Consider the following 13,911-nt stretch of genomic DNA (forward strand, 5'->3'; position numbering starts at 1 on the left):
CACCTGCTCCCACCGGGAACCCCACCTGGTTGATCAAGAGGTTTGCGTCATCCGGGGGCCGGAATCTGACGCAAACCTCTTGATCACCGAGGTGAGCGGGGGGTGGGGTGGGGGTTGGTTGGGTGGGGTTAGGCGTTGGCCAGGATGCGGGGTAGGGCCGCGAGGGCGCGGTCGATGTCCGCGTCGCTGACGCCCAGGTGGGTGACCAGGCGGGCGGTACGGGGGCCGAGCACCGAGATGAGGACACCCTCGGCCCGTGCCGCGGCTGCCAGGGCCCGCGCGTCCAGAGTGTGCTTGGTGAGGTCCAGCGCGACCAGGTTGGTACGGACCGTCGTGGCCAGCACACCGAACGGCGCGACCGCCTCGGCGAGCCGGGCCGCCTTCGCGTGGTCGTCGGCCAGCCGGTCGATGTGCTGCGCGAGCGCGTACCGACCGGCGGCGGCGAGGACGCCGGCCTGGCGCATGCCACCGCCCATCCGCTTACGGATCGTCCGAGCACGCTCGATCTTCTCGGCGCTGCCCACCACCAGCGAGCCGACCGGCGCGCCGAGGCCCTTGGAGAGGCACACCGACAACGTGTCGAAGAGCCGGCCGTACTCGATCAGCGGCACCCCGTCGGCGACGTGCGCGTGCCAGATCCGGGCGCCGTCGCAGTGCAGCGCGACCCCCGCCTCGTCGGCGACCCCGCGCAGATCCCGCAGAGTCGCCAGCGGAATCACCCCACCGCCGCCCCGGTTGTGGGTCTGCTCGACGGCGATCGCCCGGGTGGGAACGGCGAAGTAGCCGTCCGGCCGGATCATCCCGGCCACCACCTCCGGGTCGATGTCCGCGCCCACCGCGGGCCAGGTCCGCGAGGAGATTCCGCCGTACGCGGCCGCGGCACCAATCTCGTACGTGACCACGTGCGCGTCGGCGTCGCAGAGCAACTCGTCGCCGGGCGACACCAACAGTTGCAGGGCGATCTGGTTCGCCATCGACCCGCTCGGGGCGAACAGCGCCGCCTCGTGCCCGAACAACGCGGCGACCTCGGCCTCCAGCGCGTTGACGCTCGGGTCCTCGCCGTACACGTCGTCACCGACCTCGGCGGCGGCCATCGCCTCCCGCATCCCGGCGGTGGGTCGGGTCACCGTGTCGGACCGCAGGTCCACGAACAGATCAGCCACTGTCATCCCTTCGGTTCGCCGACTGCGGGGCTCGCAGGCTCAGCCATGCGGGGGCTCGCGAGATCAGCCACGCAGCATCTCCGCCACGAGGAACGCCAACTCCAACGACTGCTGGGTGTTCAGTCGCGGGTCGCAGGCGGTTTCGTACCGGTCGGGCAGGTCGAGGTCCTCGATGCCCTGGGCGCCACCGAGGCACTCGGTGACGTCCTCGCCGGTCAACTCGACGTGCAGGCCACCGGGGTGGGTCTCCAGCCCTCGGTGCACCTCGAAGTAGCCGAGCACCTCGTCGACGATGCGGTCGAAGTGCCGGGTCTTGTAGCCGTTGGACGACTCGTGCGTGTTGCCGTGCATCGGGTCGCACTGCCAGACCACCTTGGCCCCGGCAGCGGTGACCTTGGCGACGATCGGCGGCAGCGCGTCGCGTACCCGGTGGTTGCCCATCCGGCTGATCAGGGTGAGCCGGCCCGGGATGTTGTCCGGGTTGAGCTTCTCGCACAGCTCGATCGCCTCATCCGGGGACGTGGTCGGGCCGAGCTTGACCCCGATCGGGTTGGCGATCCGGGAGATGAAGTCGATGTGCGCCCCGTTGATCTGCCGGGTGCGCTCGCCGATCCAGAGGAAGTGCCCGGAGAGCCCGTAGGCGCGCCGGTCGGAGACCCGGGTGAGCGCGCGGTCGTACTCCAGGGCGAGGGCCTCGTGGGAGCAGTACAGCGTGACGGTACGCAGCGCCTCGTCGTCGGTCATGCCGCAGGCCCGGATGAAGGCCAGCGCCCGGTCGATCTCCCGGGCGATCGCCTCGTAACGCTCCCCCGCCGGGGAGTTCTTCACGAAGCCCTTGTTCCAGTCGTGCACGGCGTGCAGGTCGGCGAGCCCGCCGGCGAGGTACGCCCGGAGCATGTTCATCGCCGCGGCCGAGTTGGCGTACGCCCGGATCATGCGCTGCGGGTCGGCGACCCGGGCGGCCGGATCGGCCTCCAGCGAGTTGATCATGTCGCCGCGGTACGCGGGCAACCCACGGGCGTCGGTCGGCAGCGAGCGGGGCTTCGTGTACTGCCCGGCGACCCGGGCGACCTTGACCACCGGCAGTGACGCGCCGTAGGTGAGCACGATCGCCATCTGGAGCAGGGTGCGGGCGTTGGCCAGCAGGTGGCTCTCGGTGTTGTCGACGAACGTCTCGGCGCAGTCACCGCCCTGCAACAGGAACGCCTTGCCCTCGCAGACCAGGGCCAGCTTCTGCCGGAGCTGGTCCACCTCGTAGGGCGCGACGACCGACGGCACGGTGTCGAGGACCTTGCAGACGGCGGCGACGGCGGTCGGGTCGGACCACGGCGGAACCTGCTCGCGGGGCAGCTCCCGCCATCGGTCCAGGCCGAGCGCGGCGTCCTCGGCGGAGTCGACTGTCGGACGGCTGGTCTGCAGGCCCGGGCTGCCCACCGCGGGATGGCTCAGCTGATGCCACTCATGGCGCATGACAGAAAGCGTACGGCGACCGTCGCGGTGCCCGGGCGGCGAGGGGGACGGTTCCGGCAGATGGGAGATCAATTCGCCGGGCGCTGGTCAGGACGCGGGGGTAGGGGGAGCCTTCGCCGGCGGCGCGCTGTCGGCCGAGGCACCCGGTGCCTCACCGGCGATGCACCAGTCACTGCCGTCGCGGGTGACGGTGAACACCAACGGCCGGACAACGGTGCGCTTACCGGCGGTGACCGAGACCGAGACGCTGACCTCCTGCCCGAGCGGGCCGGACCGGATGTCGGTGATGGCCGCCTCGGGCACCTGGAAGTGGTCGGCGAAGTCACCGTTGGGGCCGGTAGCGCCCAGGTCGAAGCCGTCGTGCAGCAGCGCGCAGAGCTGGCTGCGGCCGGCGGCGACGTCCTTGGCCGCCATCGCGTCGAGGTACGCCTGCACGCGCTCGCGGGAGCGGGTGGTGGCCTCCTCGGCGGGCGCTCGGGCCGGCTTGGCGGCGGACTCGTCCTCGTCCCCGCCGCCGATCCCGCAGCCGACCAGGGCGACCGGCAGCAGCATCAGCCCGGCGGCGGTCGCCGCCAGCCCGCGGTGGGTCGAGCGCATGATCACCTCCGTCGACGCTGAGATCGAGACGTGCCGAGCCGCGAGTCTGCCACATCCAGCTGATCGAACCCAACGGTGGCGGCCCGGTCGACGCTGGGCGTCGACCGGGCCGCTGTGTCACGGGCGGGAAGGGACGGTGCGGGTCCCTTCCCGCCGTGTGGGTGGTGCGCCGGCCTTCGGCTCAGCCGAGGCCGCCCTTGATGGCGCCGATGAGCTCGCCGTTGCTCGTGTCACCGGAGAGTTCCCAGAAGAACGCGCCACCGAGGCCCTGGTTGTTCGCGTACGTCATCTTGCCGTTGATGGTCGACGGGGTGTCGTAGCTCCACCAGTTGCTGCCGCACTTGGCGTACGCGGTGCCGGCGATCGTGCCGGTGGCCGGGCAGGTGTTCTTGAGGACCTTGTAGTCCTCGATGCCCGCCTCGTAGGTGCCCGGTGCCGCGCCGGTGGCGCTGCCGCCCGGCGCCGCCTGGGTGACACCGGTCCAGCCCCGCCCGTAGAAGCCGATGCCGAGCAGCAGCTTGCTGGCCGGGACACCCTTGCTCTTGAGCTTCTGGATCGCCGCGTCGGAGTTGAAGCCCTGCTGCGGGATGCCGGTGTACGAGGTCAGCGGCGAGTGCGGCGCCGTCGGCCCCTGGGCGTTGAACGCCCCGAAGTAGTCGTACGTCATCGGCATCAGCCAGTTGAGGTTGCCGATGGCGCCGGCGTAGTCGGTGGCGTCGATCTTGCCGCCGTTGCTGCCGTCTGCGGTGATGGCGGCGGTGACCAGGGCGTTGGAGCCGAACTTCGACCGCAGCGCGCTGATCACGTTCTTGAAGGCGTTCGGGCCGCTGGTGTCACAGCTCAGACCGCAGGCGTTGGGGTACTCCCAGTCGACGTCGATGCCGTCGAAGACGTCCGACCAGCGCGGGTCCTCGACCAGGTTGTAGCAGCTCTCGGCGAATGCGGCCGGGTTCTGGGCGGCCTGCGTGAAGCCGCCGGACCAGGTCCAGCCACCGAACGACCAGATCACCTTCAGGTGCGGGTTCAGCTGCTTGAGCTTGCGCAGCTGGTTGAAGCTGCCCCGCAGCGGCTGGTCCCAGGTGTCGGCGACGCCGTCGACGCTGTCCGCCGCCGTGTACGCCTTCTCGTAGTCGGCGTAGCTGTCACCGATCGAGCAGCGACCGCCGGTGGTGTTGCCGAAGGCGTACAGGATGTGGGTCAGCTTGGCGGCCGAGCCGCTGGTCTGGATGTTCTTGACGTGGTAGTTGCGGGCGTACACGCCCCACTCGGCGAAGTAGCCGACGACCTTCTTGCCACCGGTGTTCGGCGGCGGCGTGGTCGGCGGTGGCGTGGTGGGTGGCGGGGTGGTCGGTGGCGTCGTGGTCGGTGGGGTGGTGGTCGGCGGGGTCGTGGTGGGCGGGGTCGTTCCGCCGCCGCACGCGGCACCGTTGATGGTGCAGTTCAGCGGTGCCTTGTAGGCGCCGCTGCCGTTGTAGCCCCAACTGAACGAGGCGCCGGGGGCGAGGCCGCCGGCCCAGCTCTTCTTGACCGCGACGTAGTGGTTGCCGCTGCTGGTGACGTCGGCGTCCCACGCGCTGCTGATGGTGGTGCCCGACGGCAGGTCGAACTCGATGCGCCAGGTGGCGACGGTGGCGCTGGACCCGTTGGTGACGGTCACCCTCGTCTCGTGACCGGTCCCCCAGTCCTGCGCCTTGGTGAAGGTGGTGGTGACCGTGCCGGCGCCGAACGCGGTGGTCACCGGCACCGCTGCGACGGTCACGGCGACCACGGCACCGGCCCAGAGGGCTCGGCGGAGCGATCTTTTCATGCGGCGTCTCCCGAACTGTTAGGAAACTTTCCAAAAGAGATGGTGAGACGGTACTCACGCCGTCATCAGTTCGTCAAGATGTGCATGTTTCGATTTCTCCTGGTGCACGGAGTGCACACGCTGCGCCCATACCCGGCCGACGCCGGCCCGCGAGTAGCCTCGGCCCATGACCGTCTTCGACATCCCGATCGACGCCCTCAACGGCGGCCCCGCCGACCTGGCCCGCTACCGCGGCAAGACGTTGCTGGTCGTCAACGTGGCCTCCCGCTGCGGCCTCACCCCGCAGTACGCCGGCCTCCAGAAGCTCGCCGACTCCTACGCCGACCGGGGCCTGGTGGTGCTCGGCGTGCCGTGCAACCAGTTCGCCGGGCAGGAGCCGGGCAGCGCCGCCGAGATCAGCGACTTCTGCCAGGTCAACTACGGGGTCACCTTCCCGTTGACCGAGAAGGTCGACGTCAACGGCCCCGACCGGCACCCGCTCTACGCCGCGTTGGTGCAGACTCCGGACGCCGACGGGCACACCGGTGACGTGCGGTGGAACTTCGAGAAGTTCCTGGTGGCCCCGGACGGCTCGGTCGCCGCCCGCTTCGCCCCCACCGTCGAGCCCGGCTCGGACGAGCTACGCACCGCCATCGATAAGACCCTCCCCGCCTCCTGACACCCCAGGGCGCCGCGCGTGCCGCCCTGATCACGCTCGAACATGGATGTAGTGGCCTCCCGGCTTCCGGACGCCACCACATCCCGGATCGAGCACGATCTTGCGGGCCGGGCCGGGCCGGGCCGGCACCGCACGGCGGCCGGCACGAACCGCTGGCCACCGGAGAGGGGCATGTCACCGGAGAGCCGGTCGGCGACCAGCGTGAGCAGTACGTTGTCCAGGACGGGTGCGGCGCCACCAGGCACCCGCCGGGAAGGCGAGGTCGCGAGCAGCCCCCCGCCGGGGTGACCGGAATAACCCACCAGGCTGGTCGGGAATGCGTCGCGGGTGGACGGAGTTGGGAACGAGCATGACAACTGTGGGACTGATCGGCAGTGGCAACATCGGCGGCACCGTGGCCCGGCTTGCCGTCGACGCCGGCTACGACGTGGTGCTGAGCAACTCGCGCGGCCCGGAGACCCTCACCGACCTGGTCGAGGCCCTGGGCGGGCACGCCAGCGCCGGCACCGCGCAGGACGCGGCACAGGTGGGTGACCTGGTGGTGGTCAGCGTGCCGCTGAAGGCGTACCGCGCGGTGCCCGTGGAGCCACTGGCCGGCAAGGTCGTCATCGACACCAACAACTACTACCCGCAGCGCGACGGGGCCTTCCCGGAGCTGGACTCCGGCGAGATCACCAGCAGTGAGCTGCTGCAGCGGCACCTGCCGCAGTCGCGGGTGGTCAAGGTCTTCAACAACATCTACTTCAAGGGCCTGGCCGCGCTCTCCCGGCCGTCCGGTGCGGCCGACCGCAGCGCCCTCGCGATCGCCGGTGACGACGCCGACGCGAAGGCCGAGGTGACCGCCTTCCTGGACCGGATCGGGTACGACGCGGTCGACGTCGGCCCGCTGGCCGAGGGGTGGCGCTACCAGCCGGACACTCCGGCGTACGGCACGCTCTACTCCGCCAGCCCTACCGACTGGGAGCACCCGGCCACCGGCGACGCCGCGAAGCTGCGCGCCGCCCTGGCCGCCGCCACCCGCTGACCAACCGCCACCGCCCTCCCGCGACCGCCTACCGGCTCCTCGCGCGGAGGGCGGCGGCGAGTTCGTCGTCGTAGCTGGCGATCGGCCGCCCGTCCGCGTCGTACGCGACGAGCCGGCCCTGCGCCATGCTGGCCGAGCGGAACGAGAACGTCCGGCTCCCCGGGTACGCGTCGAGCAGCGGAATGACCCGGGGTGGCCCACCCGGGGCGGAGAAGTATTCCAGCCTGGTCACCTGCGGGGAGACCACCCCGTTGACCCGCACCTTGGTCCTCTCGGCCCGGGTGCCGAAGGTGACCGGCGCGTCCGTGCCGTAGGCGGCGCACTCGACCGGGCCCCGGCAGACGAAGAAGTACCGCGGGTTGACCACGTCGTCGAGGGCGTACGCCTTGAAGGTCGGGTCGGCACCGGCGGGCAGCGGTTGTACCGCGAAGAACGCGACAGCCACGGTGGCCGTCACGCCCACCCGCAACCAGCCCCGTCGGCCCGCCGGTCGCCGGTGCGTGCGGGCGGCGGCGACCGCGACGCCACCGAAGCCGACCAGGCACAGCAGGAGCACCCCGATCGCGCGGGCGTTCTCGAAGAGGAACTGCACCCCCGGCCGCGTCGACACCGGACTGAGCACCGCGCCCAACGAGACGACCATGGCGGCCAGCAGCGCTCCCCCGGCCGCCCGCTGGGTGACGCCGGACGCGCCGATCAGCAGCATCGCCGCGAGCACCGGCCACACCTGGTGGTGGGTCCAGGACACCGGGGACGCGGCGACGGTGGCGCAGCCGACCAGCACCGCCGCGTGCCCGCTGCGGCCCTGTCGCGTCAACTGTCGCGCCCGCAGCAGGGCCGCCACGCAGACGAACGCCACCAGGGTGGCCCAGAGCACTGGCAACGCCGCCTCGTCCACGCCGACGCGCAGCAGCATGCCGTGCAGGGACTGGTTACCCAGTGACGCCAGGTTGCCGATCCGTGAGGTCTGCCGGACGGCCTCGGTCCAGTACGTCCAACTCTCGCCGGGCAGCACGATCCCGGCGAGCCCCGCGCAGGCCAGGAATGTCGCCACGGCGCGGCCCGCGTCGCGGTAGCGGCCGGTGGCGAGGAAGTAGACGACGAACAGCAACGGGGTCAGCTTGATCGCCGAGGCGACCCCGACCAGCACCCCGCGCAGCCGGGGCGGGACCAGGCCCACCCCGTCGAGCAGGGCCATCAACACGATGAAGATGCTGACCTGACCGAAGCGCAGATTGCTCTGCACCGGTGCGGAGAGCATCAGCACCGTGGCCGCCACCGCCACCACGAGCGGTCGCCGGGACTGCCGGGTGGTCAGCGCGACACCGACCGTCCCGGCGATGGCGACGACCGCCGCGCACGTCGCCACCAACCAGATTCCCCGCAGGACGCCCTCCGGCACGGCGGTGATCGGCCCCAGCACGAGGGCGGCGAACGGCGGATAGGTGAACGGACCGCCGTTGGCCGCCACGAAGCCGTACAGCGGCCGACCGGCGTGCAGGTCGGCCAGCGCGCCGTAGTAGATGTGCAGGTCGGAGAGGCGATCCGGACGGCGCAGAACGAGCACACAGGACACCAGCGCGACGACGACGAAGGCCGCCCACGCCAGCGCCACCCGGCGATCCCGCATCGACCGAGAATAATCGGGACGGCACCAAGAAACACCCGCTGGGGCAACTTGCGCCGTAGTCCCGTTCACGGGACCCTGTTCTCTGGGTTGCCAACCGCTCACCGAACGTGCCCCCGGAGGCGACATGCACATGCCCCGTACCCTCCCCCGCCGACTGCTGGCCGGCACCGGCGTGCTCCTGCTCGGCACCGCCCTCGCTGCCGCCGGCGTCGGTGTTCCGGCCGTCGCCGCGACGGGCGCGGACACCGTCGGATACGTCCGGCTCGCCCACCTCTCCCCCGACACCCCGGCCGTCGACGTCTACCTGGCCGCACCGGGCACCGCGAAGCCGCGGGTCTTCCCGGGGGTCGGCTACGGCGTGGTCTCCGACTACCTCGAACTCGCGCCCGGCCGGTACGCGGTGGCGATGCGCGAGGCCGGCGCTCCCGCCAGCGATCCCCCGGTGCTCACCACCGAGGTCGCGGTGACCAGTGGCGACGCGTTCACGGTGGCCGGTGTCGGGCGGCACGCCGACCTCGGCCTGCGGGTGCTCACCGACGACCTCAGCGCCCCCAGCGACGGGCGTGCCAAGGTGCGGGTCGTGCAGGCGTCGGTGCGGACCCCGATCCTCGACGTGGCCGCCTCCGACGGCCCGAAGATCGCCGACGGGGTGCAGTTCGCCACCACCACCGACTACCAGCAGGTCGAGCCGGGCAGATGGCGGCTGAAGCTGACCGGTGCCGGTGGTCCGAGCACCGACGCCGAGGTGCGGCTCACCGGCGGCGCTGTCTACTCGCTGCTGGTGCTCGACGCGAAGCAGGGCGGGCTGACCGCCGAGCTGCGCCGCGACGCCGAGGGCGGCACCGTCGTCCCGGCCGGTGGGGTGGACACCGGCGCCGGGGGCACCGCCCGCACCGGGCTCGACGCGTACCCCCTGGTGGCCGGCGGTTTGGCCGCGGCGGCCGGGGTGGTCGCGTTGCTGCTCTGGCGACGGCGGCGCAGCACCTGGTGAGCGCCGGGCCGGGCCCGTCGATCCGGCGGCACCGTGACCGTCGGGTGCCGCTGGCCGCGCTGGTCGCGGCCGGCGCGGCGGTCTGCCTCGCCGCGAGCACCGGGGTCGGGCTGGCCACCACCGACCCGCCGCCGCCGGTCGCGACCTGGCACCCCGGCTGCGGCGACGGCTGTCCGTCGGTGGCCGCCGCGCCCACGCCACACGGTCCACCCACGCGGGTACGCGTACCGCGCATCGGTGTCGACTCACCGCTCACGGTGCTGGGCCTGGACGGCGCGGGCGCGCTGATCCCGCCGACCGACTTCGACACCGCCGGCTGGTACGGCGGCGGCCCGGCTCCCGGCGACACCGGCCCGGCCGTACTCGCCGGGCATCTGGACTCCCGACGCGGGCCGGCGGTCTTCGCCCGGCTCGGCGAGCTGCGGCCCGGCGACCTGGTGGAGGTGTGGCGCGGCGGGCAGCGGTTGCCGTTCCGGGTGACCGGGTCGTTGCGTACCCGCAAGGACCAGTTTCCGACGGCAGTGGTCTACGGGCCGACGCCCGGGGCGGAGCTGCGCCTGGTCACCTGCGGGGGCGACTTCGACCGGCGGCGCGGGCACTACGTCGACAACGTGGTGGTGTTCGCGGTGACCGAGGCCGCAGGCCCGGTCCTGCCGACGTCGGCGGCGGGTTGAGCCGCGCACCCGGCCGGCATGGGCCCGCGCCGCGAGGTCCCGGCCCGCCGCGGCCCGCGCCGCGAGGTCCCGGCCCGCCGCGTGATCAACTCGGGTTCAAGGAAGTCGCGTGTCCGGCGTGCCCGGATGCCGCGACTTTCAGGAGCCCGAGTGGATCAAGCCTTCAACCCGGCGGCCTCGCTCCGCCTCGGCGCGGATCAGCACGGCAGGCCGCGCGGGCCCCGGCGCCAGGGCCGGGGGTGTCAGAGGGGGCGGCGGCCGGCGAAGCCGCACTCGGCCCGGTGGTACCAGCGCACGTCGGAGTCGCCCTCCAGCCAGCACCAGAGCACGGCCCGGCCGGCCCGCTCGCCGGGGAAGTCGAGCAGCACCGGGGCGATGCCCTTGACCTGGATGTCGTGCTGGTGCAGCTCGTCGACGACGGCATGCAGCCGAGCCTCCAGCGCCTTCACCTCGGCCAGCCCGCCGAGCGCGCTCACGCCGTGGTCGGCCAGGTCGGCGCGCAGCTCGGTCAGGTCAGCCCGCACCCGGATCAACTCGTCGACGCGGGGTTGCAGAGTGGCCACCAGGTGCCGGGCCTGGGCAAGTGTGAACACCCGGCCAGTATGCGGCACGCACGGCCCCGCGACGTGCCCGCAACCGCTGGGCGTGACGCGTCCGGACGGTCAGTCGGCCTGTGCCGCCAGTTCGCGCGCCCGATCCCGGGCGGCCTCCAGCGCGGCGAGCAGCGCCGCGCGTACGCCGTGCTTCTCCAGCTCGCGGATGGCGGAGATGGTGGTGCCGGCCGGCGAGGTGACCGCCTCGCGCAGCTTGACCGGGTGCTCACCGGAGTCACGCAGCATCACCGCCGACCCGATCGCGGTCTGCACGATCAACTCGTGTGCCACCTGGCGGGGCAGCCCGAGCAGGATTCCCGCGTCGATCATGGCTTCGACCAGCAGGTAGAAGTAGGCCGGGCCGGAGCCGGAGAGCGCGGTGACCGCGTCCTGCTGCGACTCGGGCACCCGGATCGTCTGGCCGAGCGGCTTGAACATCTCCTCGGCCAACGTCAGGTGCGCCCCGGTGGCGTACGCACCGGCGGAGATCGCTGTCATCGCCTCGTCGACAAGCGCCGGGGTGTTGGTCATCACCCGCACCACCGGGGTGCCGTCGGGCAGCCGGCGGCTGAAGAAGCTGGTGGGAAGGCCGGCGCAGAGCGAGATGACGAGCTTGTCGGCCGGCACCTTGGGGCCGATCTCGTCGAGCAGCGCGGCGGCGTCCTGGGGCTTCACCGAGATCGCGAGCACCGCCGCCTCGTCCACGGCGGTCAGGTTGTCGACCACCCGTACGCCGTAACGGGCTGTCAACTCCTCGGCCCGAGCGGGCCGGCGGGCGGTGGCCAGCAGCCGGTCCACCGGCCATCCCGAGCGCAGCAGCCCGGAGAGCATCAGCTCACCGATCTTGCCCGCGCCGATCACCGCGACCGTGTGCACTCCGGCGGACATGTCGGCCGTACCCCCTCGCGTCGGGTCGCGGCGTGGCGGGCCCGCGGGCCCGCCACGCCGTCGACGATCGATCAGCTGCCGAAGAAGACCTCGGCCTCGGCGTACCGCTCCAGCGGCACGGTCTTCAGCTCGCGGGTCGCGTCGGCCAGCGGCACCCGGACGATGTCGGTGCTCTGCATCGCGACCATCTTGCCCCAGTCGCCGTCGTTGACGGCGTCGATGGCCTGCAGGCCCAGGCGGGTGGCGAGCACCCGGTCGAAGGCGGTCGGGGTGCCACCGCGCTGGATGTGACCCAGCACCACGGTGCGGGCCTCCTTGCCGGTCTTGGCCTCCAGCTGCTCGGCGAGCCACTGGCCGATGCCGCCGAGGCGGACGTGGCCGAAGGAGTCGAGCTCCTGGTTGGCGAGCACCATCTGGCCGTCCAGCGGCTGGGCGCCCTCGGCGACCACGACGATCGGGGCGTACTGGTGCTGGAAGCGCTTCTCGACGTAGCCGGCCACCTGGTCGACGTCGAACTGGCGCTCGGGCAGCAGGATCACGTTGGCGCCGCCGGCCAGGCCGGCGTGCAGGGCGATCCAGCCGGCGTGGCGGCCCATCACCTCGACGACCAGGGTGCGGTGGTGGCTCTCCGCGGTGGTGTGCAGCCGGTCGATGGCCTCCATCGCGATGTTGACAGCGGTGTCGAAGCCGAAGGTGTAGTCGGTGGCGCCGAGGTCGTTGTCGATCGTCTTCGGCACGCCGACGACGTGCACGCCCAGCTCGTAGAGCTTGGTGGCCACGCCGAGGGTGTCCTCGCCGCCGATCGCGATCAGCGCGTCCACGCCCTGGGCGGCGAGGTTGTCCTTGATCCGCTCGACGCCGTTCTCGATCTTGAACGGGTTGGTACGGGACGAGCCGAGGATGGTGCCGCCGCGGGGCAGGATGCCGCGGACGTCGGCGATGTCCAGCGGCCGGGACAGACCCTCCAGCGGGCCCTTCCAGCCGTCCCGGAAGCCCACGAACTCGTGACCGTAAGTGGCGACGCCCTTGCGGACCACCGCCCGGATGACCGCGTTGAGACCGGGGCAGTCGCCGCCGCCGGTGAGCACGCCGATACGCATGATCCGCTCATCCTCCTGGAGCATCAGGTAAAGCCCGATTTGCCCCAGGATATGTGTCAGGTCAGACCATCGGCGCCGTTGCCGGCCCGGGGCGGGCCGTCACTGCGCACTGTAGTCGGCCCGCCGGTACGACGACAGCGCGCCCCGGCCACCCACCCCCGGTCAGTAGGTCACCTCGTGGTTCTCGCCGAGCTCCGGTGGCCGGCCGGTGACGGCGGACTTCGCGTAGCCGAGCAGGTTCACCACGGTGCTGCTCGGCGAGTCCCAGTACTCGGCGGAGCTGGCGTGCACCTTGATCAACGTCAGTCCTGGGGTGTCCAGCCCATCCGGGAACCACACCTTGAGCAGCGGGTTCCACAGCTGCTCGGCGCGGGCCCGGTCGAACCCCTCGGTGGCGGTGCCGGAGATCGACACCCAGGCGTTGTGCTTCTGGTCAGAGAAGGCGATGTTGACCTCCGGGTTCACCCGGATCTGGCGGACCTTGGCCGAGTCGGCAGAGGCGAAGAACCACAACTCACCGTCGAACTCGGCCTCCTGGAGCCCCATCGGCCGGCTGACCTGCCGCCCGTCCAGAGCGGTGGTGGTCAACATGCAGATCCGCGCGGCACGGGCCAGGCCGGTGACCCGGGCGCGCGCCTCCGCGGCGCTGGTCGGCTGGTCGCTCATGGCAATCTCCCTCAGCTCGGCTGGTCGAACCGTTGCCCGGGACAGAACCGGTCAAACCTAACGGCGGCGTGGCCACCACTAGCGGGCGGTCATCGCCCGCCAGCGGGCCAGATTGTGCCGGGCATCGACCAGAGCATCGTGCCGGGCCGCGTCCGCGTCCGGCAGGGGCGGCCTACCCCGGTCGTCCCAGAGCTGCCGCAGCTCCTTGGTGTAGCGGGGAATCTCCCGGGGCAGGGCCGGCATCGCACCCCAGAGCTGGGCGAGCACCACGTGGTCGTACGCGGCGAACCAGGCCCACAACTCCAGCTGCTCCCCCGGCCGGTCCCGGATCGGCTCGATGAGGAAGTCGTACAGGTCGTCGCGGATGCGCTCGCGCGAGCGCCAGGCCCGGTCCGCCGGGGATGGCAGCTTGTCCAGCACGTTGCGGCGGACCCAGGGCACGGCGCGGGAGTCGTCGAACTCGGTGGAGACCGCGTAGAACTCGCGGCCGTACTCGTCGACGACACCGATCGAGACGAGGTCGACCGTCGTGCCGTCCTCGATGAACTCGCAGTCGTAGAAGTAGCGGTAGACCATTCCGGGCATCTTCGCCCACCGCCGCTTCATCGTCCCCGCCGGGGCCCACCCCGCGCCCCGGCGACACCTTGTGA

At 71.9% G+C, this 13,911-nt stretch carries 14 protein-coding genes; 4 read left to right on the forward strand and 10 right to left on the reverse strand.

Going from position 1 to position 13,911, the window contains the following annotated elements; all coding sequences use genetic code 11:
• Positions 1–128: 128 nt before the first annotated feature.
• The 4 genes from AB0C03_RS12065 to AB0C03_RS12080 all read right to left on the reverse strand — a co-directional run bounded on the left by AB0C03_RS12065 (position 129) and on the right by AB0C03_RS12080 (position 5,037).
• Positions 129–1,169: a threonine aldolase family protein gene (locus AB0C03_RS12065; RefSeq protein ID WP_051708873.1), complete on the reverse strand. Its 1,041-nt coding sequence runs from the start codon at positions 1,167–1,169 to the stop codon at positions 129–131.
• A 57-nt stretch (positions 1,170–1,226) separates the two neighbouring features.
• A complete protein-coding gene (locus tag AB0C03_RS12070; protein ID WP_030337699.1) occupies positions 1,227–2,633 on the reverse strand; it encodes a class II 3-deoxy-7-phosphoheptulonate synthase in 1,407 nt (468 codons plus the stop codon).
• An 87-nt stretch (positions 2,634–2,720) separates the two neighbouring features.
• Positions 2,721–3,230 carry a nuclear transport factor 2 family protein gene (locus tag AB0C03_RS12075; RefSeq protein WP_357636442.1) on the reverse strand — a complete coding sequence of 170 codons (510 nt, stop codon included), beginning with the start codon at positions 3,228–3,230 and terminating at the stop codon, positions 2,721–2,723.
• A 181-nt stretch (positions 3,231–3,411) separates the two neighbouring features.
• Positions 3,412–5,037, reverse strand: coding sequence for a glycosyl hydrolase family 18 protein (locus AB0C03_RS12080; RefSeq protein WP_357636445.1), 1,626 nt, complete (start codon positions 5,035–5,037; stop codon positions 3,412–3,414).
• Positions 5,038–5,203: 166 nt separating this feature from the next.
• On the opposite strand from AB0C03_RS12080, the gene AB0C03_RS12085 reads away from it, so the two are divergent.
• Together AB0C03_RS12085 and AB0C03_RS12090 are read left to right on the forward strand one after the other, a co-directional pair.
• Positions 5,204–5,695: a glutathione peroxidase gene (locus AB0C03_RS12085; RefSeq protein ID WP_210862036.1), complete on the forward strand. Its 492-nt coding sequence runs from the start codon at positions 5,204–5,206 to the stop codon at positions 5,693–5,695.
• A gap of 349 nt (positions 5,696–6,044) precedes the next feature.
• Positions 6,045–6,719 (forward strand): NADPH-dependent F420 reductase, encoded by a 675-nt coding sequence (locus AB0C03_RS12090; protein ID WP_030337703.1) that lies wholly within the window; start codon positions 6,045–6,047, stop codon positions 6,717–6,719.
• Positions 6,720–6,747: 28 nt separating this feature from the next.
• On the opposite strand, the gene AB0C03_RS12095 is transcribed toward AB0C03_RS12090, so the two are convergent.
• On the reverse strand, positions 6,748–8,349 hold the full coding sequence (locus AB0C03_RS12095; RefSeq protein WP_357636448.1) for a glycosyltransferase 87 family protein: 1,602 nt from the start codon (positions 8,347–8,349) through the stop codon (positions 6,748–6,750).
• A 124-nt stretch (positions 8,350–8,473) separates the two neighbouring features.
• Between AB0C03_RS12095 and AB0C03_RS12100 the strand changes: the two genes are divergently transcribed.
• Entirely contained in the window at positions 8,474–9,340 is an 867-nt protein-coding gene (locus AB0C03_RS12100; protein ID WP_357636451.1) for a DUF4397 domain-containing protein, read from the forward strand.
• On the forward strand, positions 9,337–10,014 hold the full coding sequence (locus AB0C03_RS12105; protein ID WP_357636453.1) for a class F sortase: 678 nt from the start codon (positions 9,337–9,339) through the stop codon (positions 10,012–10,014). Before AB0C03_RS12100 ends, AB0C03_RS12105 begins: the two co-directional genes overlap by 4 nt.
• Before the next feature lie 242 nt (positions 10,015–10,256).
• Here the strand turns inward: AB0C03_RS12105 and AB0C03_RS12110 are convergent, their stop codons facing one another.
• The 5 genes from AB0C03_RS12110 to AB0C03_RS12130 form a co-directional block, all read right to left on the reverse strand.
• Positions 10,257–10,607, reverse strand: a complete 351-nt coding sequence (locus AB0C03_RS12110; protein ID WP_210866817.1) for a DUF2203 domain-containing protein — start codon at positions 10,605–10,607, stop codon at positions 10,257–10,259.
• 69 nt (positions 10,608–10,676) lie between these two features.
• The gene (gene proC, locus AB0C03_RS12115) at positions 10,677–11,495 is read right to left on the reverse strand and encodes a pyrroline-5-carboxylate reductase (RefSeq protein WP_030337752.1); all 819 of its coding nucleotides are present in this window, start codon (positions 11,493–11,495) and stop codon (positions 10,677–10,679) included.
• Between the two features lie 71 nt (positions 11,496–11,566).
• Complete coding sequence (locus tag AB0C03_RS12120) at positions 11,567–12,595, reverse strand: 6-phosphofructokinase (RefSeq protein ID WP_210866831.1); 1,029 nt, start codon at positions 12,593–12,595, stop codon at positions 11,567–11,569.
• Between the two features lie 162 nt (positions 12,596–12,757).
• The gene (locus tag AB0C03_RS12125; RefSeq protein WP_030337708.1) at positions 12,758–13,261 is read right to left on the reverse strand and encodes a pyridoxamine 5'-phosphate oxidase family protein; all 504 of its coding nucleotides are present in this window, start codon (positions 13,259–13,261) and stop codon (positions 12,758–12,760) included.
• Between the two features lie 78 nt (positions 13,262–13,339).
• Entirely contained in the window at positions 13,340–13,837 is a 498-nt protein-coding gene (locus AB0C03_RS12130) for a polyadenylate-specific 3'-exoribonuclease AS (RefSeq protein WP_030337709.1), read from the reverse strand.
• Positions 13,838–13,911 lie beyond the last annotated feature (74 nt).

This window comes from Micromonospora parva (assembly GCF_040649675.1).
GTDB classification, from domain to species: Bacteria; Actinomycetota; Actinomycetes; order Mycobacteriales; family Micromonosporaceae; genus Micromonospora; species Micromonospora parva.